The organism is Alteromonas hispanica (genome assembly GCF_010500915.1).
Lineage (GTDB): Bacteria > Pseudomonadota > Gammaproteobacteria > Enterobacterales > Alteromonadaceae > Alteromonas > Alteromonas hispanica.
In genome coordinates this window covers 55,263-76,429 of the sequence record NZ_JAAAWP010000013.1, presented here as the reverse complement: position 1 = coordinate 76,429, position 21,167 = coordinate 55,263, and the positions used below count along the sequence as shown (strand labels likewise).

General features: G+C 44.2%; 20 protein-coding genes, 2 rRNA genes and 1 other annotated feature. Of the genes, 14 read left to right on the top strand and 8 right to left on the bottom strand.

From position 1 onward, the window contains the following. From GTW09_RS16225 to GTW09_RS16160, 14 genes are all read left to right on the top strand, one after another. Positions 1 to 105, top strand: a 23S ribosomal RNA gene (locus GTW09_RS16225); the annotation flags it as partial. A 138-nt stretch (positions 106 to 243) separates the two neighbouring features. Further along, positions 244 to 359 (top strand): 5S ribosomal RNA (rrf, locus tag GTW09_RS16220). A gap of 587 nt (positions 360 to 946) precedes the next feature. Beyond that, positions 947 to 1,603: a type 2 periplasmic-binding domain-containing protein gene (locus GTW09_RS16215; RefSeq protein WP_100972500.1), complete on the top strand. Its 657-nt coding sequence runs from the start codon at positions 947 to 949 to the stop codon at positions 1,601 to 1,603. A 216-nt stretch (positions 1,604 to 1,819) separates the two neighbouring features. Then, on the top strand, positions 1,820 to 2,245 hold the full coding sequence (locus GTW09_RS16210) for an HvfA family oxazolone/thioamide-modified RiPP metallophore (RefSeq protein WP_163112707.1): 426 nt from the start codon (positions 1,820 to 1,822) through the stop codon (positions 2,243 to 2,245). Between the two features lie 77 nt (positions 2,246 to 2,322). Then, positions 2,323 to 3,174 carry an HvfB family MNIO-type RiPP peptide maturase gene (locus tag GTW09_RS16205; protein ID WP_163112706.1) on the top strand — a complete coding sequence of 284 codons (852 nt, stop codon included), beginning with the start codon at positions 2,323 to 2,325 and terminating at the stop codon, positions 3,172 to 3,174. Next, on the top strand, positions 3,171 to 3,932 hold the full coding sequence (locus GTW09_RS16200) for an HvfC family RiPP maturation protein (protein WP_163112705.1): 762 nt from the start codon (positions 3,171 to 3,173) through the stop codon (positions 3,930 to 3,932). The genes GTW09_RS16205 and GTW09_RS16200 overlap by 4 nt, the downstream gene beginning before the upstream one ends. Before the next feature lie 347 nt (positions 3,933 to 4,279). After that, positions 4,280 to 4,816, top strand: coding sequence for an adenine phosphoribosyltransferase (gene apt, locus GTW09_RS16195; RefSeq protein WP_163112704.1), 537 nt, complete (start codon positions 4,280 to 4,282; stop codon positions 4,814 to 4,816). A 70-nt stretch (positions 4,817 to 4,886) separates the two neighbouring features. Beyond that, positions 4,887 to 7,859: a DNA polymerase III subunit gamma/tau gene (gene dnaX, locus GTW09_RS16190; RefSeq protein WP_163112703.1), complete on the top strand. Its 2,973-nt coding sequence runs from the start codon at positions 4,887 to 4,889 to the stop codon at positions 7,857 to 7,859. A gap of 38 nt (positions 7,860 to 7,897) precedes the next feature. Next, a complete protein-coding gene (locus GTW09_RS16185) occupies positions 7,898 to 8,224 on the top strand; it encodes a YbaB/EbfC family nucleoid-associated protein (RefSeq protein ID WP_071979328.1) in 327 nt (108 codons plus the stop codon). 355 nt (positions 8,225 to 8,579) lie between these two features. After that, positions 8,580 to 9,521 carry a hypothetical protein gene (locus GTW09_RS16180; protein ID WP_100972491.1) on the top strand — a complete coding sequence of 314 codons (942 nt, stop codon included), beginning with the start codon at positions 8,580 to 8,582 and terminating at the stop codon, positions 9,519 to 9,521. A gap of 7 nt (positions 9,522 to 9,528) precedes the next feature. Beyond that, a complete protein-coding gene (gene recR / locus GTW09_RS16175) occupies positions 9,529 to 10,128 on the top strand; it encodes a recombination mediator RecR (protein ID WP_071979327.1) in 600 nt (199 codons plus the stop codon). A gap of 106 nt (positions 10,129 to 10,234) precedes the next feature. After that, the gene (gene htpG, locus GTW09_RS16170; protein ID WP_071979326.1) at positions 10,235 to 12,157 is read left to right on the top strand and encodes a molecular chaperone HtpG; all 1,923 of its coding nucleotides are present in this window, start codon (positions 10,235 to 10,237) and stop codon (positions 12,155 to 12,157) included. Positions 12,158 to 12,441: 284 nt separating this feature from the next. Beyond that, entirely contained in the window at positions 12,442 to 13,086 is a 645-nt protein-coding gene (gene adk / locus GTW09_RS16165; protein ID WP_163112702.1) for an adenylate kinase, read from the top strand. A gap of 217 nt (positions 13,087 to 13,303) precedes the next feature. Continuing rightward, positions 13,304 to 13,699 carry an MAPEG family protein gene (locus GTW09_RS16160; RefSeq protein WP_071979324.1) on the top strand — a complete coding sequence of 132 codons (396 nt, stop codon included), beginning with the start codon at positions 13,304 to 13,306 and terminating at the stop codon, positions 13,697 to 13,699. A 97-nt stretch (positions 13,700 to 13,796) separates the two neighbouring features. Here GTW09_RS16160 and hisIE read toward each other — a convergent pair whose 3' ends face one another. From hisIE to hisG, 8 genes are read right to left on the bottom strand one after another with little or no spacing between them, the layout of a single operon-like run. Beyond that, positions 13,797 to 14,414 carry a bifunctional phosphoribosyl-AMP cyclohydrolase/phosphoribosyl-ATP diphosphatase HisIE gene (gene hisIE, locus GTW09_RS16155; RefSeq protein WP_163112701.1) on the bottom strand — a complete coding sequence of 206 codons (618 nt, stop codon included), beginning with the start codon at positions 14,412 to 14,414 and terminating at the stop codon, positions 13,797 to 13,799. Then, on the bottom strand, positions 14,411 to 15,223 hold the full coding sequence (hisF, locus tag GTW09_RS16150; protein WP_100972487.1) for an imidazole glycerol phosphate synthase subunit HisF: 813 nt from the start codon (positions 15,221 to 15,223) through the stop codon (positions 14,411 to 14,413). Before hisF ends, hisIE begins: the two co-directional genes overlap by 4 nt. After that, on the bottom strand, positions 15,205 to 15,942 hold the full coding sequence (gene hisA / locus GTW09_RS16145) for a 1-(5-phosphoribosyl)-5-[(5-phosphoribosylamino)methylideneamino]imidazole-4-carboxamide isomerase (RefSeq protein ID WP_163112700.1): 738 nt from the start codon (positions 15,940 to 15,942) through the stop codon (positions 15,205 to 15,207). The genes hisF and hisA overlap by 19 nt, the downstream gene beginning before the upstream one ends. Next, complete coding sequence (gene hisH, locus GTW09_RS16140) at positions 15,942 to 16,571, bottom strand: imidazole glycerol phosphate synthase subunit HisH (RefSeq protein WP_163112699.1); 630 nt, start codon at positions 16,569 to 16,571, stop codon at positions 15,942 to 15,944. Before hisH ends, hisA begins: the two co-directional genes overlap by 1 nt. Next, positions 16,571 to 17,641: a bifunctional histidinol-phosphatase/imidazoleglycerol-phosphate dehydratase HisB gene (gene hisB, locus GTW09_RS16135; protein WP_071979319.1), complete on the bottom strand. Its 1,071-nt coding sequence runs from the start codon at positions 17,639 to 17,641 to the stop codon at positions 16,571 to 16,573. Before hisB ends, hisH begins: the two co-directional genes overlap by 1 nt. Further along, positions 17,638 to 18,717, bottom strand: a complete 1,080-nt coding sequence (gene hisC, locus GTW09_RS16130; RefSeq protein ID WP_163112698.1) for a histidinol-phosphate transaminase — start codon at positions 18,715 to 18,717, stop codon at positions 17,638 to 17,640. Before hisC ends, hisB begins: the two co-directional genes overlap by 4 nt. Further along, positions 18,717 to 20,021 (bottom strand): histidinol dehydrogenase, encoded by a 1,305-nt coding sequence (gene hisD, locus GTW09_RS16125; protein WP_163112697.1) that lies wholly within the window; start codon positions 20,019 to 20,021, stop codon positions 18,717 to 18,719. The genes hisC and hisD overlap by 1 nt, the downstream gene beginning before the upstream one ends. A gap of 12 nt (positions 20,022 to 20,033) precedes the next feature. Next, positions 20,034 to 20,936 carry an ATP phosphoribosyltransferase gene (hisG, locus tag GTW09_RS16120; RefSeq protein WP_163112696.1) on the bottom strand — a complete coding sequence of 301 codons (903 nt, stop codon included), beginning with the start codon at positions 20,934 to 20,936 and terminating at the stop codon, positions 20,034 to 20,036. A gap of 50 nt (positions 20,937 to 20,986) precedes the next feature. Then, positions 20,987 to 21,102, bottom strand: a sequence feature (His leader region). Positions 21,103 to 21,167 lie beyond the last annotated feature (65 nt).

The window sequence follows — 21,167 nt, the reverse complement described above, 5'->3', positions numbered from 1 at the left end:
AAGGTCTGGAAGGGTTGTTATAGACGATGACGTTGATAGGCAGGGTGTGGAAGCGTTGTAAGGCGTTAAGCTAACCTGTACTAATTGCCCGAGAGGCTTAACCATACAACGCCTAAAAGGCTTCGGTGAGAAGTTGGCGTTGTAAGCAAAGACAAGCTAAAGACATAAAAACAGTAGAGTGAAAAGTAGTTACTCACTGATTGAATTAATATCAAACTTTCCTAAATTGTTATCCAGTTTTTTCCTGGCAGCCATAGCGATACGGTACCACCTGACTCCATTTCGAACTCAGAAGTGAAACGTATTAGCGCCGATGGTAGTGTGGGGTCTCCCCATGTGAGAGTAGGACACTGCCAGGTCCCATTAAGAAAAACCCGCCTAACGGCGGGTTTTTTGCTTTCTAGCATCCCAAAAATCATAAACGGGGTCAGATCCACATTAAGCACTCCTTCACAGCCTAGCGATACTTTCCTTAGAGATTTAAAGTGATGCTAGCCCAAGCTAGAGCCTACCTCCTAACAGGTAAGTGTGCTAATGCGGATCTGACCCTCTTTATCGATTCTAAAAATGGTATGCATAAGAGAGGTTAAAAAATAAACGGGGTCAGAACCACATTAAGCACTCCTTCACAGCCTAGAGATACTTTCCTTAGACATTTAAAGTGATGCTAGCCCAAGTTAGAGCCTACCTCCTAACAGGTAAGCGTGCTAATGCGGATCTGACCCCGTTTGTTTCGGAATAGTTTTTTCGTAAAGTTTTTGATACCTGTGGGTACATTAGTAAATTAGTTGGGATGTGTCTTTTATTAAATAAATGTTATATACATTACTACTGATAAAAAGTTTTAGTGTGCGGTCTTTTAATGCGAACTATGAGCAGTTCTCTCATCTACTTTGTAATAATCTTTATTGTGTTGTTTTCACCCATAGTTAAGGGTGAGGGTGATATGAATAAAAACGTAAAATCAGTGACTCTTGGGATCGTAGTTTTTCCTCCGCTTGTCATAAAGGACAACGAGACCGGCAAATGTTCTGGTGAAGTTGTAGAGATGTCTGATGTGCTTCTAAAGCAGTTAGGCTATGACATGAAGATCGAATGTATACCCCCTGCTAGATTATATGAAAGAGTTCGTAAGGGAGAGATCGATCTTACCGTTAACGTGAAAGGCACAGCGGCACTTGATGACAACGCTATGTTTATTGAAAAGCCGGTTACTTTCTTAACATTAATCAGACTTGCTAACACTACACGATTAGATGAAAAGTCCATAGCTGGTATAAGAGGATACGATTACATTGGTGAACGTAACCGCCTAGAAGAGCAGGGATATGTATTTTTCGATATGCCGTCGAGTATAGACTCTATAAGACTATTTTTATTTGATAGAACTGCAAACTTGATTACTTATGAAAGACCGTTTTATCATTTCTTGGGCGACCGAAAAACCGACAGTGATACTGCGTTAATAACGCTAAAAAGAAATATCCCAACTTTTTTTGCCGTGTCTTTAAATAGCCCTCACAAGAAAGACCTCTATAATAAGCTGACAGAATTTAGTCGGTCTTTTAACGAGAGCACAATACTTGAGTATACAAAAAACTAAAGACGCAATGTTTTATGTGAGGTATCAAGCTCAGTTGAGTTGACCTATCTATCTGCGGCCTGATGTTAATATATTGTAGTAGCATGCGAGTGTAAGCTGACAGTAGAACGTTTAAAAGTTAATAGTAAGTGAAATAATATTTTACTTTTTCAGGTCTAATACTTTGAACGTGTGCAGTGTGTCTACAACGCGATGTGGAACTTTGAGGAAATAATAATGAAACAAATTAAAAAGTCATCAGTAGCAACAGCCTTAGGAGCGGTAGTTATCGGCTCTTTAACATCAAGTGTAGCTATGGCGGAGTCTAATCCTTTCGCAATTCAGTCTTTAGAGTCTGGATACAGCCAATTTGCCGCCGAAGGTAAGTGTGGTGAAGGCAAGTGCGGCGGTGATAAAGCTTCCAAAGAAGGTAAATGCGGCGGCGATAAAGCAGCCAAAGAAGGCAAATGCGGCGGCGATAAAGCAGCCAAAGAGGGAAAATGCGGCGGCGATAAAGCAGCCAAAGAAGGCAAATGCGGCGGCGATAAGGCTGCAAAGGAAGGTAAATGCGGCGGTCATAAGGCTGCAAAAGAAGGTAAGTGCGGCGGCCATAAGGCTGCAAAAGAAGGTAAGTGTGGTGAAGGTAAGTGCGGTAGCATGTAACTAACTTAATAACTATTTGTCTACGCAAGATGGCCGTCTATTGATGGCCATTTTTGTCTTAATCTCCGGAGATAATAGTGAACAAAATTGCAGGTGCTGGATTAGGTTTCAGGCGAGAAATGCTAAATGAAATATTACCAGAAATGCCCAGTGAGGTGGATTTTTGGGAAGTAGCCCCTGAAAATTGGATACCGCTTGGTGGCCTTTATCAAGAACAGTTCAAACAAGCTTCAACACAGGCTGCATTTAGTAGCCATGGTCTTTCGCTCTCCATTGGTAGTAGCGACAAACTCGACGTTGAGTTCATTAAAACGATCAAACAGTTTTTAGATTCACATAATATAGCCCTTTATAGCGAACATTTGAGTTACTGTTCAGGTCAAGGTCATATGTACGATCTTATGCCTATTCCTTTTACTGAAGAAGCAGTTTGCCATGTAGTCTCACGCATCAAACAAGTGCAGGATATTCTTGAAAGGCCTCTGGTGTTAGAGAATGTTTCTTATTACATAGCGCCTGGGCAAGAAATGTCAGAGCTTGAATTCACCAATGCCATACTTTTAGAATCTGGCTGCTCAATGCTTCTCGATGTGAATAATGTGTATGTTAATAGTATTAATCACGGCTATTGCGCTACAGAGTTTATTGCAGGTCTTCCATCTCACAAAATTGTTTATGGCCACATTGCTGGGCACTTTGATGAAGCAGTTGATTTAAAAGTTGATACACACGGTGCTGATGTAATAGAACCAGTCTGGGATCTACTGCGCTTTGCCTATAGTACACATGGCGTTTATCCTACTTTACTGGAACGAGACTTTAATATTCCATCAATGGCGACACTGTTAAATGAAGTTCGCAAGATAAAAGATATTCAGGCGCAAAGCATCTCTGTGAGAGATGCTACAACTTCTGGTATTGCTTTGTGAAAAAATCTTTTGAGCAAACTCAGTACGAGTTCGTGCACGCTATCAAAAATCCGAAAACCTTCACGCCAAAAAATGATGAAGAGGCGAGAAGAGTGGGGGTTTATCAAGCCCTATTTTTCAGCAACATTGATAGTTTTGTTAGCAGTGCGTTTCCAGTTCTTAAATCAATAATTGTCGACCTTCATGGAATAGAAGGATGGCAGCTCGTCGTTAGGCAGTTTTTTAGTGAGCATGAATGTCGTTCTCCTTATTTCAATGAAATCAGTAAAGAGTTCGTCGAGTATTTGTCCATTAATCCAGCCCTGGCCTTAGACTTGCCCGAATTTTCGGCAGAGTTAGCGCATTATGAATGGCTGGAACTAGATGTACAAACGCGAAAAAATAGCGAAGAGGTGCACTTTTATAAACAGGACGATAGCGTAGAAAAGGTAAGAGTATCTCCACTTGCAACGCTAGTCTCTTATTCGTTTCCAGTTCACTTAATTGGCACTGACTTTTTGCCAACGGCCCCCTCACCAGAGCCAGAATATTATGTTGTCTATAGAGATGCTCAGCACCATGTTCACTTCGCCCATCTCAATGCAGTAACTGCGTTGTTAGTCCACACACTAGAATTTGAAGAGCAAGGGCTTAGGCTTGACTCATTAGCTCAAAAAGTAAGTGAGAACGTGCCTCACATACCACAACACGCTCTAATTCAGGGAGCGCAACAAACTGTTGTCGATATGCTTAAAAAAGGAATACTAATTGCTGTATAAGTATTTACAGGTACGTTTGTTAAACGCCCCTCCACAAACCCCGTGAGGGTAATTGAATGTCAAAATTTTATATTATTTAAAACTTTACTATTCAACTGTTGTTAAAGTGACCGTTTAACCACATTAGCGCTGTCAATCATGCGAGCTTTCGATTAACATTTACCACCATTTTTTTGTTCACAAATATTGTTTAGGTAGTGCAATGGCTAACAATGAAGATTTCAAAGAAGTCTACAACAAGTGGTATTTTTTAGGTTCTTTAGTAACTTTACTCGCTTTACCGTTGATGCATATCATCGCCGGTTGGTTCACGTTCTGGTTATAAAGCAGACATACAAGGCATAATCGTGACTGCAGAATATATAAAATCAGTAGTGAAAACCGTTCCTGACTATCCAAAGCCAGGTATTTTATTTAGAGATGTAACTAGCGTTTTGGAAGATCACAAAGCGTTCAGCAATTGCATTTCGTTGCTAGTTGAGAAATATCAGGGCATGGGGTTTACTAAAATCGCCGGCACTGAAGCACGTGGCTTTTTGTTCGGTGCGCCATTGGCAATTGAGATGGGAATTGGTTTTATACCTGTTCGAAAACCCAACAAGTTACCTCGAGAAGTGGTGAGTGAAAGCTACGAGCTTGAGTACGGCACAGACACTCTTGAGATCCACCGAGATGCCATTGTCCCTGGTGATAAAGTGCTTCTTATTGACGATCTCTTAGCCACTGGCGGCACAATTGCTGCGTCTGCAAAACTTATTCGCTCTCTGGGCGGAGAAATAAATCACGCAGGGTTTGTTATCAATCTGCCAGATTTAGGTGGTTGTGAGAAACTGGCTGACTTAAACATTGAAAGTTATTCAATTTGCGAATTTGAAGGCGAGTAACAGTCATTCAGAAGAGCACAATGAGGTGTGATGAGGCGTGATGAGGCGTGATGAGGCAAAGAGTACAGCGATGAGTTATCAGGTATTAGCAAGAAAATGGCGTCCCGGTAAGTTCGGTGAACTTGTGGGTCAGGAACATGTTGTTTCAGCCATTTCAAATGCCCTAGATAATGACCGTTTGCATCACGCTTACCTCTTTACGGGCACTCGAGGTGTGGGTAAAACTACCATAGCGCGTATTTTCTCTAAAAGCCTGAATTGCGAGGAAGGACAGGGGGCTAACCCTTGTGGTCAATGTGATACTTGCAAAGAGATAGAACACGGTAACTATGTTGACTTACTCGAGATTGATGCGGCATCAAGAACCAAAGTAGAAGACACCCGTGAGCTTTTAGACAACGTTCAGTACAAGCCCACGCGCGGCAGATACAAAGTGTACCTCATAGATGAAGTACACATGCTTTCTAAGCACAGTTTTAATGCGCTTTTGAAAACACTGGAAGAGCCTCCGCCACATGTGAAATTCCTGCTGGCAACTACTGATCCACAAAAATTACCCATTACTATTTTGTCTCGTTGTCTTCAATTTAATCTTAAGGCAATGTCTAGAGAGCAAATTGTCGGTCAGCTTACCCATATTCTGGAACAAGAGAGTTTAAGCTTTGAACCTCAAGCGTTATCGCTTCTGGCGCGCGCGGCACAGGGCAGTATGCGAGATGCATTAAGCTTAACCGACCAAGCAATTGCGCAAGGTGGTAATCAGGTTATTGCCTCGGTGGTAACAGACATGCTTGGGCTGATGGATAAAAATCAGCTGTTAAAGGTTGTTCATGCTGTAGTGAATAAGTCACCCAGTGACGTCATGAACCTGGTTAACGACATTGCAGAGCAAGCGCCAGACTATGACAATGTACATAGTGAACTTGCCAGCTTATTGCACCAGGTCGCGCTTACTCAGTGGGTTCCAGAGGCGTGTAAGCTAGAAACTACCTCGGCAAAAGCAATTTTCCAATTAGCGAAAACGATTCCTGCAGAGCAAGTGCAGTTGCTTTATCAAATTGCACTTCAAGGACGCAAGGATTTACCTTTTGCAGCCGACGGTAGAAGCGCATTTGAAATGACATTAATGAGAATGATGTCATTTGCACCCGCGCCTCCTCCCAGTGGTGGTGAAGAGTTAATAGAAAGCGGCGCCAGTGAAAATGAATTACCTGTAAGTTCTCACCGAGAGGTTGAAGGACACCATCAAAGAGAGACTGGTGATCCGGGAAACGTAGGTAAGCAAGAGCAAGCGCCAGAAAGCGACGCTCTTGCAACTTCAACAAATATTCATCAGTCTGAAACTGTCAATACTTCAGAGCGTAAGCTTGAGCAATCAACTACCCCCCCTTTACACGCTAATACTCGGGAAGAACAAACGTCACAAATACAACAAAATGTTGATGATGACGCGTCTTCGTTAGAAGAAGGCCATGTAGAAGATCACGCAGAAGGCCATGCAGAAGGCCATGCAGAAGAGCACGCAGAAGGTCATGCCGGAAGTCATACAGAAGGCCAAGCCGAAAATAATGCTGAAATAGATTCAGAGCAACTGCCAGAAGCACTGCCTGAGGCAAAGCAACAGCTTCACGAAACGTCAGAACCTGCGTTACCTACCCAGCCTTTGCAACAGTACTCAACCACGCAAGAGTCTGAATTACAAAATGCACAGGAGACGAACGATACAAGCACGTTAGATTCATCATTGCCTTTAGCGTCTTACAGCAATGATGAACCGCCTCTTGATGCTTACATGGATGACGTTCCGCCCTCAGAAAGCGACGATTTTTATCCAGTTTCAGATAATGACTTTCAAAATGGAAGCGAACACTATCTTGAAGCTGTAGAAGGTGAGTTTGCACCTCAGAGCGAGAACAAAGCTCCGTCCCCTGAGGAACAGTTAAGTGCAACCGCAGATATGCTTGCGCTTAGGCAGAAACTTAAACAGCGAAAAGCCCAAGATAAAGAGAACGAAAAAGCGCAATCTGCAGCAGGCAGTGAGGCCACAATGGCCGAGCAGCGTATGTCAAATACACTGCGCTCGAGGTTTGAAAAGAGCGACTCTGGCGACTCTGTTGCAGCAAGTTCCGCAAAGCCTATCTCAGAGCTGTCCAATTCTGCCCAAGCCTTGCAAGAGCAGCCTATTTCAGAACATTCCACCCAAAGGTGGTCAAATCTTGAGCAGGGGCTAACACAGGAAGCTGTGCTTCCAAATAGTCATGTTGAAGCTGCTCCTCAGCAGCAAGATGACGACTTCCTTGACGCTGAATTTGACAACGATATGCCATTTGCTAATGAAGAGCCTGCTTCAACTTCTCGCGCACAGCAGCAAATCGCATCGCAAGATTTGCCTCCTTGGGAAACATTAGAGCCGGACAGCGGGGCTTCTCAAGAGCCAAGCAGTGAAGTTGGAGGCTTTGCCGAGCCAGAGCAGAGCGAACGTAACAAAGCACAGCAGAGCGAGATTAACCAGGTTCAGGTTCAGCAGAGCGAGTTCAATGGCGCACAGCAAAATGAGCCTAATGAAGCACAGGAAGTTACACAGAATAGCAGTAGGCCAGTATTGACTGATTCTGAATATAACGGTTTAAGTGCGTATTTGGAGGATGGAAGTAAACTTGTCCATGCTAGCCAGATTGATCAATGGAGCAACTTAGTAGAGCAAATGCCTATTGCGGGGCTATTGAAGCAGTTATTCCTTCACGCCTCTTTTTCTCGAAACGGGAGCCAGGTATCACTTGAAATTGACAACAGTCAGTCGCATTTACTTAATGACAGCGCAAAACAGCAGTTACTGGATGCCTTGCACCATGGATTAGGCGAAAACGTAACAATTGATATTTCGCTAGGCGAGCCAGAAATTACGCCATTTTCATTGCAGCAAAATATTCAGGCTATGCGTCTAGCGCATGCACATTCGGTTGTACAAACCGACGAAAAAATTCAAGCGCTGCTGTCGACGTTCGACGCCTCAGTAGTAACCGATTCGGTTAAAGCTCGATAGCAGATAAACTTAATACCAAGATAAAGTGAGAAAACGATATGTTTAAAGGTGGTATGGGCAACATGATGAAACAGGCGCAGCAAATGCAAGATCGCATGCAAAAAGTGCAAGATGATCTGGCTAAGCTGGAAGTTACCGGTGAAGCCGGTGCCGGTATGGTGAAAGTTACTATGACATGTAACCATAACGTTCGTCGTGTGGATATTGATGAGTCGCTAATGGACGACGACAAAGACATGATTGAAGATCTTGTTGCTGCTGCATTCAACGATGCCGTGCGCAGAGTACAAGAAACAAGCAAGGAAAAAATGGCAGAAGTTACGGGTGGCATGTCACTTCCACCAGGTATGAAGTTACCATTTTAAATTGTAGACACTCCGTTTCTATAGTTCGACAATTCATTCAAAAGCCTTGGAACACTCCGAGGCTTTTGTGTTTATAGCATGTCTCGGATACTCGCTAATATGTATTAATGAGTTGATTAGTAGGGAACTCATTCATAGATATTGAAAAAGATTAAACGTTGGGAATTATCGAACTAATGACGCCCACACTTTACATGAATGACGATGGCAGCTATTGGCTTCACTGAACGCTTATTTACGTGGTGAATTAAACCTGCAAGTTTATTATTGCCAATTTTGCATTCTCCCTTTAAAAGCCGTTATAAATATAACTTCCTCAGCTTTTACGCTGTCTCTAGATAAAAAGGAACCCGTCTTGATCAGAAAAGGTTTGGTCACCTCCACTCTCATTCTTATTGCTATTGCTTTCGTATTGACGGTTTTTAGTATCTATTCCTTATTCAGCATAAAAACAGTGACTGTAGACCCGAAGTTGAGGGAGATATCGGGTATCGAATTTGATAAAAGGAAACGTCTTTGGGCTATTAACGACAGCGGCGATGGGCCTATTCTTTATATGTTGAATAAAGATGGTTCAATTGCCCGTGAAGTTACGGTATCCAATGCGAAAAATGTCGACTGGGAAGACATGACGCAAAATCAGTTTGGCCATTTTTTCCTTGGGGATTTTGGGAACAACAATAATGACAGACGCTGGTTAACAATTTACAAGATTGAAAATCCCATTGATATAAAAACAGACACCACAGAAGCTGAAATTATCAAGTTTACTTACCCTCAAATGGGGGATGGGGAAATAAAGCCTGAAGATAAAAATTACGATTTAGAAGCATTCGTAGAATATAAACGTAATCTTTATCTTTTCACCAAGAATAGAACGAAGCCATTTGATGGGATCACCAAACTTTATAAAGTGGGTGACCATGCCGCTAATTTTAACGCCGAATTCATTGGTGAGTTTAAAACATGTACAACGCTAGAAAAACTGTGTTGGATAACCTCAGCCGCCATTAGTCCCAATAGAAAAAAATTGGTGTTATTAGACTCTACAAGTCTGTGGCTGTTTGAAAACTTTGAGGGCGATAAGTTTTTTAGCGGTGATGTGTCTCGTATTGACCTAGGTATCGTTACGCAAAAAGAGGCCGTAACATTTTACGACGACAATACCTTGGTATTCACCGATGAGGAATTTAAAGGGCTGGTAGGTGGAAATGTTTACGAAGTTAAACTCGACCAAGTGAAGCGTAACGTGATTAAATACGCTCAACAAAAAGATAGAAAAACAACAGCGAAGTAGTCTCATTATGAAGTTTAGTCCGTTACTTGCAGAGTTAATTCAGGCCTTAACGTGCTTACCCGGCGTTGGTAATAAAAGCGCGCAGCGAATGGCATTTCATTTGTTGGAGCGAAATCGCAAAGGCGCAGTAGAGTTAAGTGATGTTTTGCACAACGCTATGGAGCACATTCATCATTGTAAGCGCTGTAGAACGTTCACCGAAGACGAACTATGTGACATATGCCGTCATCCTGAGCGTGAAGCGAGTGGCCTGCTATGCGTGGTAGAGAGCCCCCAAGATGTGTTAGCCATAGAGCAGACACTGAGCTTCAAAGGCCAGTACTTCGTTTTAATGGGTCATCTCTCACCCATTGACGGCGTAGGTCCGGAAGAAATTGGTCTCAACGAGTTAGAAGAGCGCTTTTCCAAGGGCGGAATTTCGGAAGTGATTTTAGCTACCAACCCTACCGTAGAAGGGGAGGCCACGGCACATTATATTGCCCAACTTTGCAGCGCTAATGATATCGAAGCGTCTCGTATCGCTCATGGAGTACCTGTTGGCGGCGAGCTGGAATATATCGATAATAATACGCTTACCCATGCTTTTTCCGGGCGCCGTAAACTTTAGTGAGATAAATTCACAATAAATTTTTGCTCTTGTAGTTGAAAAACACGCCCCGCGTCCTTACCTGTCTATCAGTAACGTGATCCATTCAACGAGGAGATACTGGATTATGGCTGAAGCAGCCCATAAAGAAACCCACGGTTTTCAGACGGAAGTAAAACAGCTTCTACATCTGATGATTCATTCTTTGTATTCAAACAAAGAGATCTTCTTACGCGAGCTAGTGTCGAATGCCGCTGACGCCGCTGATAAGCTGCGTTTTCGCGCATTGGAAAATGATAGTCTCTATGAAAACGATGGCGACTTAAACGTAAAGCTTAGCGTAGACAGCGAAGCAAATACGATAACCATTACCGATAACGGTATTGGTATGACCCGAGATGAAGTGATTGCTAATTTAGGTACAATCGCTAAGTCGGGCACAAAAGACTTCTTTAGCAAGCTGTCTGGTGATAACGCGAAAGATTCTCAATTAATCGGCCAGTTCGGTGTTGGTTTTTACTCTGCGTTCATCGTAGCTGATAAAGTAACCGTACGCTCGCGTGCTGCTGGTGCAGATGCCTCAACAGGTGTTGAGTGGATTTCTGATGGTGAAGGTGAATTCACTATTGCAGAAATTAATAAGCCATCTCGCGGTACAGAAATTACTCTGCATTTACGTGAAGATGAGAAAGAGTTCGCGGATACTTGGCGTTTGCGTTCAATTGTTAGTAAGTACTCTGACCATATCAGCATTCCTGTTCAAATGTGGAAAGACGAAGTACCTGAAAGCGAAGGTCCTGACGGCGAAAAAATTGAAGCTCAGCCAGGTGAGTGGGAAGTTGTCAACAAAGCGACAGCCCTATGGACTCGCGAAAAGTCAGAGATTACTGAAGACGAATATAAAGAGTTTTATAAGCACATTTCACACGACTTTGCCGACCCACTATCTTGGGTGCACAACAAAGTTGAAGGTAAAACTGAGTACACCAGCTTGCTATATATACCTTCAAAAGCACCGTTTGATATGTGGAATCGCGAGCAGAATCACGGCTTGAAGCTTTATGTGCAGCGCGTATTCATTATGGATGACGCCGAGCAGTTCATGCCAACCTATCTTCGCTTCGTAAAAGGTCTGTTAGATAGTAATGACCTACCGCTTAACGTTTCTCGTGAGATCCTGCAAGACAACAAAGTCACTCAGGCGTTGCGTCAGGGCTGCACTAAGCGCGTACTTCAGATGCTTGAAAAGATGGCGAAGAACGATGCTGAGAAATACCAAGCATTCTGGAATGAATTTGGTAACGCACTTAAAGAGGGGCCTGCGGAAGATTTCAGTAATCGCGAGAAAATTGCCGGTCTACTTCGCTTCTCATCGACTCATGGCGACTCAGACGCGCAAACAGTATCGCTTGCCGATTACATTGAGCGTATGAAAGAAGGTCAAGACAAGATCTATTACGTGACTGCAGACAGCCTTCAGGCAGCAAAAACTAGCCCGCATCTTGAGATATTCCGCAAGAAAGGCATTGAGGTATTGCTAATGGGCGAGCGCATTGACGAGTGGTTAATGTCTCACCTAACTGAGTTCAACGAAAAGCAGTTTGTTTCTATTGCTAAAGGCGACCTTGACTTAGGCGACTTGGAAGATGAAGAGTCTAAGAAAGCGCAAGAAGAAGCAGAGAACGAAATTAAAGACGTGCTAGAACGTGCAAAAGCCGCATTAGGTGACAAAGTTGTCGATGTTAAGTTTACACATCGTTTAACTGACTCTCCGGCGTGTATTGTTGCCGACGATAACGGCATGACAACGCAGATGATGAAGCTAATGCAAGCTGCTGGTCAAAATGTTCCAGACGTTAAGTATCACTTTGAGCTTAACCCAGAGCATAGCTTAGTGAAGAAGTTAGCGGATACGCAAGACGAAGAACTGTTCAATGAGTGGGTAGGCGTGTTGTTCGACCAAGCCGCGCTATCTGAACAAGGTAGTCTAAAAGACCCGTCTACGTTTGTTCAGAACTTGAACGCGCTGCTGATGAAGCTGGCGAAATAAGTCGATATAAACTTAGGTTTACAGTTAAAAACGGGCTTTACGCCCGTTTTTTTGTGTTTGTCACTACCTCGGTAAAGCTCGTGCAAAATAATGTGCTATATTTCTCAGCCTTTGTGGCTGCGCACGGCTTATGTTCTGGTCATTAATTGACTATAAGCTGAGCGTATATTCGCCATTAGTCGTAAGATTAGCCTCAGGGTACTGCTTATACTTGTCACTATTGTGCTGAATGTGTAAAGTGCCCGAAGTAAAAATTTTAAAAATCATAAGCGGAGAACGCACTCATGCGAATCATTCTTCTCGGCGCTCCTGGCGCGGGTAAGGGCACACAAGCTCAGTTCCTAATGGGCAAATACGGTATTCCACAAATCTCTACAGGCGATATGCTTCGCGCAGCGATAAAAGCTGGTACCGAACTTGGTTTGAAAGCTAAGCAGGTGATGGATGAAGGTAAGCTGGTTTCTGACGATATTATTATCGGCTTGGTGAAAGAGCGCATTGCAATGGACGATTGCAAAGACGGCTTTCTACTAGATGGCTTTCCTCGCACAATTCCGCAAGCAGATGCAATGAAAGAAGCAGGTGTAAAGGTTGACCACTGCATCGAGTTTGACGTTGCTGACGATGTTATAGTTGAGCGAATGGGTGGACGCAGAGTGCATCCAGCATCGGGTAGGGTTTACCACGTTGTATACAATCCACCAAAAGTGGAAGGTAAAGATGACGCAACTGGCGAAGATTTAATTGTTCGTGAAGACGACAAAGAAGAGACAGTTCGTAAGCGTCTTGCTATTTACCACGAACAAACAAAACCGCTGGTTAACTATTACTCAGCAGAGGCGGACGCAGGTAATTGTGAGTACCACAAGCTAGACGGCAACCGTCCGGTAGATGTGGTAAGTGCAGAACTTGAAGAGCGCTTAAGCTAGTTAGTGATTAAAAATTGAGGAAGGCCGCACAACGCGGCCTTTTTCATACGCGTTTTTTAACAGCCTGCGTATTCAAAGTACGTGCTTGATAGCATTTCGAGTTGAGTAGGGTTTCTCACCCCTAAGAAATGCTTAATAAACAGCTATACGTTGCTAAAATTCCTATGCTACCTTAGCGTCAGTATTCGTAAAAATAATTATAAAAAGTGGAGTTGAGATGGTTTTACCAATCACAGCCTTTTACGCCAGTTTACTCGGTATATGTTATCTGTATTTATCGTTTCTTGTTATCGGAGCTAGACGTCGACACAACGTAAGTTTAGGCGACGGTGGCCATGAAGATTTAGGGCGTTTATCCCGAGCTCATGGTAACTTTAGCGAATATGTTCCTATTACCCTCATCATGATCGCTTGTTTTGAAGCGAATACCGGTCAAGGGTGGGCTGTACATGCATTAGGAAGCGCTATTTTGTTTGGTAGGGTATTGCATGCTTACGGACTGGGAAGACACTCAGGCGTTAGCTGGCAGCGTTTTACAGGTATGATCCTTACTTTCCTAGCAATGCTGGTGACCGCCGTTGGTAATTTAGCGCTCATCCATTTCGGAATGTAGCGTTTAAAAGCCCTAGAAAAGCCTTAGAAAAGCGCTAAAAAAAAGCCCGCAAGCGGGCTTTTTTACGTTATTCATTTGACGTTGCATGCCTTAAAAGCTATTTATGACGCTCTTGTAATACGCTCAGCGCATCGTTAAGCGACATATCGCTCGCTTGTAACAGCACAGTTAGGTGGTATAACAAGTCAGCGGCTTCGTTTTTAAGCTCTTCTTTGTCGTGCACTGTTGCGGCTAACGCGGTCTCAACGCCTTCTTCACCCACTTTTTGCGCAATGCGCTTAATGCCTTTGTTATAAAGGCTGGCAGTGTAGCTGCTTTTAGGGTCAGCAGATTTACGAGATGCTAATACTCGCTCTAGGTCGGCTAAAAACGTAAACGCTGGGGTACTGCCTTCAAACCAGCAACTTTCCTTCCCTGTGTGGCAGGTAGGGCCGTTAGGATTTGCGAGAACCAGCAGCGAATCGCTATCGCAATCACAGGCTACACTCACTAAGTCGAGCGTATTACCCGATGTTTCACCTTTCATCCACAAACGCTTTTTGGAGCGGCTGAAGAAGGTTACTTTGCCGCTTTCGAGGGTTTTGGCTAAGGCGTCTTGGTCCATATAGCCTTGCATTAACACCTTGCCAGATAATGCATCTTGCACGATAGCTGGCAGAAGATTATCCATCTTCTCCCATGCCAAGGTATTGGTATTTTCACTTGTAATGATCATGGATTAATTCCTTCTGCCTGCGCTGTTAAGCCATGACGCTTGCGCATAGGGACGCCGTTGGCAGTTAGCTCTGCTTTCAACTCGTCTATATTGATAATGTTCTTGTGAAAGACCGAAGCCGCGAGCGCACCGTCAACGTCAGCTTGTTGGAATACATCAGTAAAATGTGAAATTTCACCGGCTCCGCCTGACGCTATTAAAGGCACATTGCAGGCTTCTCTTACGGCTTTTAACTGCTTAACATCGTAACCGTTGCGCACACCATCTTGGTTCATGCAGTTAAGCACTATTTCACCTGCACCGCGAGATTGCACTTCCTTTATCCAGTCAATCGTCTGCCACTGACTTTTTTGAGTACGACTTTCATCGCCGGTAAACTTATACACTTCGTATTGATTGGTATCTTGGTTGTAAAAGCTATCAATGCCAATTACCACACATTGTTGACCGTATACGTCGTGCAGTGCATTAATTAGCTCAGGGTTGTTTAAAGCGGGGGAGTTGATAGATATTTTGTCTGCGCCCATTTCAAGAATGCGGCCTGCATCTTCAATACTTTTAATACCACCAGCTACACAAAATGGGATATCAATTACTTGCGCAATACGGCTTACCCAGCTTTTATCAACAACGCGAGCATCAGAACTTGCTGTAATATCGTAAAAAACGAGTTCGTCGGCACCGGCTTTAGCGTATTGCTCTGCAAGTGGAACGATATCACCAATAATTTCGTGGTTTCTAAACTGAACGCCTTTAACAACTTTGCCGTCGCGAACGTCTAAGCAGGGGATTATGCGTTTTGCCAGCATGCAATTGCCTCCTTCACGGTAAATTTACCTTCAAGTAGAGCGCGCCCTAAAATAACGCCATCTACCTTGGTAGGCTTCAGCACTTCAATGTCATTTAGACTGCCAATACCGCCAGATGCCTGCCATTTAACATTTGGAAACTGCGCTGCCATTTCTTCATACAACTCTCTGTTTGCGCCTTGTAAGGTGCCGTCACGGCTTATGTCTGTGCATAAAACATGTTTAGCGCCAACAGTAGCGAAGTCGTTTAGCAAGCCCTCTAAGGCGACGCCCGAGTTTTCTTGCCAGCCATGAGTGGCAATAAGTTTTTCACCACTTTCGCTGATATTAATATCTAGTGCTAGCACGATGTGTTCAGGGCCATATTTTTCCACCCAAGACTTTACTAGTTCTGGCTGTTTTACCGCAAGCGAGCCTATCACCACTCGACTCACACCAGCTTCAAGAAGTTGTGCTACCTCGTCTTCAGAACGAATGCCGCCACCTGCTTGAAAGTTCATGCGCTTTGTATCAACCATGACTTTAATAAGTGCCAACTGTCGCTTGCTAGTATCTTTGGCACCCGTTAAATCCACAATATGAAGCCAGGTAGCGCCTTGGTCAGCGTAGTCATGTACCACGTCGATGGGGTCTAATTCATATTGGGTTTTTTGCTCGTAATCGCCTTGGTACAAACGAACTACGTGTCCGTCGATGAGATCAATTGCTGGAATTATCATTATAAGTTCACAAAGTTGGTAAGAAGTTGTGCGCCAGCCTCGCCGGAGCGCTCTGGGTGAAACTGCACGCCATAAAAATTGTTTTTATTGATGGCAGCAGAAAAAGCGTTGCCATACGTACAACTCGCCAGCGTATGCTCATACTCAGGTACAGCAAAACTGTGCACGAAATAGAAATAGGTATCTTGCGGAATGCCTTTGAATAAGCTCTCGTTGCTATGCGTTACCGTATTCCACCCCATGTGAGGAAGGCGCAAACCATTGGCCTCCATTCTAGCAACATGTCCAGGCATCAAGGATAAACAGCCGATGTCTTCGGTGCCTTGGAAACCACCTTCAGCACTGGTTTCAACCATAAGCTGCATGCCCAAGCAAACCCCTAATACGGGTTGAGTTAGCGATTGAAGAGTGCTCACCAAGCCTTTCTGTTTTATGCTCGCCATAGCTGCGCTGGCAGTTCCTACACCGGGCAAAAATACTTTATCTGCGCTGTTAATCACATTGATATCGTCAGATACATCTACTTCGACACCAAGACGTTCAAGGGCAAATCGCACAGACGAAATATTAGCGCAGCCCGTGTTTACAATAACAATTTTTTGCCGCTGGTTTGTGTTTACCACTGACATTACAGCGCTCCCTTGCTACTTGGCAACGCATCGCCTTTAAGCGCAATAGCTTGTCTAAGGGCGCGACCAAATACTTTAAATAAGCTTTCTACCTGGTGGTGCGCATTGCCTTCTGTGGTAGACAAGTGTAGCGATAATCCCATGCTTTGTGCTAAAGAGTAAAAGAAATGCGGCACCATCTCTGTAGCCATTTCACCTACCTGATCTCGGCTAAACTCTGCTTCAAACTTGAGGTGAGGGCGGTTAGAAATATCCATAATGCATTCGGCGCGACACTCATCCATAGGTAATGCAAACCCAAAGCGACCAATGCCACGTTTATCACCCAGTGCTTTTTTAAGCGCTTCACCAATAGCTAGCGCGGTATCTTCAACGCTGTGGTGATCGTCAATATGAAGGTCGCCATCAACAGACACGTTTAACTCAAACCCGCCGTGAACAGCGATTTGGTCAAGCATATGGTCAAAAAAACCAAGACCTGTGTGGATAGCAGATTTTTCCTGAGAATCTAAATCTACTCGCACTCTGATGTCGGTTTCAGACGTAGTACGTACCACTTCCGCAATACGCGATGAGGCTAAAATTGACTTTTGAACGTCATTCCAGTTAAGCGTTTCGCGATTATACTGTAAGCTTTTGATGCCCATGTTTTCACCAAGCTGTACGTCGGTAATTCTATCGCCAATGACATACGAGCGAGTGAAGTCAACACGGCCTTGCTGCAGGTAGTCTTTCACTAAGCCAAGCTTTGGCTTACGGCAGGTACAGTTATCTTCCTCAAAGTGGGGGCAAATAAGCACATCATCGAAAGTCACACCTTGGCTTTCGAATATCCCCATCATGGCGTTGTGGGCAATCTCAAAATCTTGTTGAGGGAAGCTCTCTGTGCCTAATCCATCTTGGTTTGACACCATAACGAGCTTAAAACCAGCTGCTTTAAGTTTTAACAACACAGGGATAACGTTGGGCTCGAAAACGAGTTTCTCTAAACTGTCTAACTGCTTATCTACGGGCGGCTCTTCAACTAGCGTACCGTCGCGGTCTATAAATAGTATGGCTTGCTGACTCATGCCGCGTCCTCATTATTTTTAAAGTCGTTAATTAACTGCATTAAGCGCTGGTTTTGTTCTTCCGTTCCTATGCTAACGCGTAAGCAATTTTGTAAATTTAGCTGTTTAGATTGGTCGCGAATAAGCATACCTTGGCTAACTAAGTACTGCATTAAAGCGGGCGCTTTCTCATCGCGAAACAGAATAAAATTAGCGCGTCTGTCGCCCAGTAGTTCAATGCCATCAACGGCTTGAAGGGCCTCTGCTAACGCTTCTTTTTCTCTATTAATGGTAGCCACTTGCAGTTCTAGTAACGTAAGCGACTCAGGAGACAGCGCTTTTGCTGCAATCTGTGCTACAGGTTCAGGAATTGGATAGGGCGCAATCACCTTTAATAGCGCCTGAATAACAGGTGCCTGAGCAAGGGTGAAACCACAGCGAAGCCCCGCCAACGCAAATGCCTTAGATAAGGTTCGTAGCACTACCAAATTAGGGTAATTGTTTATCTCATTTGCCCAAGTGCTATCCGCATCAAATTCAATATACGCTTCATCAACAACCACTAACGCTTTGTCGGCAAAGTGATTGAGCACGGCTTTTATATCCTTGCGGGCTACTGACGTGCCCGTTGGGTTATTGGGTGCGCAAATGAAAATAACGTTCACGTCGTCTTCAGCACATACCGCGTCGAGATTTAGACTGAAGTCGTCGTTAAGCGGTACTTTTTTAATGCCTACATCACAGGTTTCTGCGCTTATAGCATACATGCCGTAGGTTGGCGGACAGATAAGAACGTTGTCTTTACCTGGAGTACAAAAGGTACGAATAAGCAACTCAATACCTTCATCAGCACCGCGAGTCACAATAAGTTGCGACTTATCGATACTAGCGTAGCTCGCATAGCCGTTGACAACTGCGTCAGGCTGGCACGACGGATATCGGTTAAAGTTGCTGCTGTCTACGCTGTATTCATTGGCATAAGGCGACTCATTAGCATTAAGCCAGTCTTGACCACCAGAAAATAAACGACGTGCCGATTCGTAGGGCTTCAGCGGCACCAAGTTTTCATTTATCAAATTATCAATGAGCGCAGACATTAGGCGTCTCCTTGCTTGAGTGCTTGCATACGTAAGGCAACAGCCTGTTCATGGGCGTCTAAACCCTCCGCGGCAGCTAATGCCATAATAGCTGGACCCAAATTACGCATGCCATCAGCACTGAGCTCTTGAATAGTAAAACGACGCATAAAATCTAATAGGCCAAGGCTTGAGTAATTTTTAGCATATCCATAGGTTGGCAACACATGGTTGGTACCTGATGCGTAGTCACCGGCAGACTCAGGAGACCATGGGCCTAAAAAGATTGACCCAGCGTGTTTGATCTTCGGCAAATAATCTCGTGCATTCTCAATTTGAACAATGAGGTGCTCAGCCGCATAAGCATTGCTCGCTTCAATGGCTTGCTCAATGGTATCGGCTAAAATATAGCGCGCGTTTTCCATTGCAGGTCGAGCAATATCTGCACGAGATAGCGTGGCTAACTGACGTTCAACTGCCGCTTTCGCTTCCTCAATGAGGGTTTCGCTGTTTGATACCAAAATTGCCTGTGAGTCTGGGCCGTGCTCAGCTTGCGATAATAAGTCTGAAGCCACAAATTCAGGGTTGGCAAACTCATCGGCAAGCACTAGCACTTCAGAAGGACCTGCTGGCATATCAATAGCCGCGCCGTCTGCACGTTGACTAACCTGTTGCTTGGCTTCAGTAACAAAACTATTACCGGGACCAAATATTTTATCAACCTGAGGAATAGATTCAGTTCCCAGTGCCATTGCTGCAACCGCTTGTGCTCCGCCACACAAAAATACGTTGTCGATGCCACATTTTCTGGCTGCATACGCAATCTCAGGGGCTATTAACTGCTGCTTGTTTGGTGGTGTACACAGCAGTTTGTTTTTACAGCCCGCCACTAACGCTGGCACTCCTAGCATGAGTACCGTTGAGGGTAGCGGAGCACTGCCACCTGGAATATACAGTCCAACCGCGTCTAAAGCGGTAAAGCGCAATTCACAATGCACCCCTGGAGTCGTTGTTAGTGAGATATCACTGGGTTTTTGAGCTTCGTGAAACGTTTTGATGTTATTAAACGCTGTGTCGATAGCGTTTGCGACCTCAGGTGTTACCTGAGCCGCCAAAGCATCAATGTTTTCTTGAGAAAGCACAAGATCCGTTAACTCTGGGCAATCAAACTTGCGAGTGTAATCAAGAACAGCCTTATCGCCCTCTGCTTCAACTCGGGCAATAATTTCGGCCACGGTTTGTTTTAACTGCTGGCTATTGGCCATAGCCGGGCGCGCTAGCGCCTGTTTTTTCTCATTATTAGAAAGAGATGACCAAGTAATCATAATTGTCTGCCTTTAGCCCATCATTTTTTCTATGGGCATTACAAGAATAGAGCTACAACCAAGGGCTTTTAGTTTTTCCATGGTTTCCCAGAACAAGGTTTCTGTAGATACCACATGGATAGCCACTTGCTCTTCGTTGCCAGCAAGAGGAAGTACAGTTGGGTTTTCAGCACCTGGCAACAAGTTTTTCACTTGCTCTAGATACGCCTTAGGCGCGTGCAGCATAATATATTTGCTTTCTTTGGCTAGCAACACACCGTCTACGCGAGGCATCATACGATTGATCAATGCTTGCTTTTCTTCGCTCATTTCGCCGCCAACGCGTTTAATTAATACTGCTTTTGAACGAAATATTTCTTCTTTTTCCACTAAGCCATTTGCTTCTAGCGTTGCGCCCGTTGATACAAGGTCGCAAATAGCATCGGCAACACCAGCGCGAGGGGCAACTTCAACTGAGCCTGTAAGCATGACGGCTTTTGCGTTGATGCCTTTCTCTGCAAAATAGCGCTCTAATAAATACGGGTATGTTGTGGCAACTTCTTTGCCATTGAGTGATTCAACACCGCTGTATTCCATCTCGTTAGGCACAGCGATTGAAAGGCGGCAGCCACCGTAGTCTAGGCGACGAAGTGTTTCATATTCAAAAGGTTTACCAGCGGCTTTGCGTTCCAGCGACTTTTCTTCAAGTTCATTTTCACCGATAAAACCTAAGTCAACTACGCCGTCCATCACTAAGCCTGGAATATCGTCATCTCGCACGCGCAGTAAATCGATGGGTTCGTTAGTAGAATGCGCAATCAGCAGACGATCACGAATATTCAGTTTTATGCCGATAGCCTTAAGTAGTGCAATGCTATCATCGCTTAAGCGGCCTGATTTCTGTACGGCAATTCGAAGTCTTTTGCTGTTACTCATTAAAACGTTCCTTACACGTTGTGTGTTTACTTGTGATTGCACCTAAAACGAAAAACCCCCGGAAGTTTCCTTCCGAGGGCCGAGAATTCTTATCTGCGCCACTGGAAGGAGACATAGACCTTCCAGCACGAACCTGAAAGGTTATGCTATGTGGTGATGGTGATGTTTCGCAGCGCAATTGATCATATAAAAATTTTGATGTCCTGATTTCGAGCGGGTGAAACATTAGCG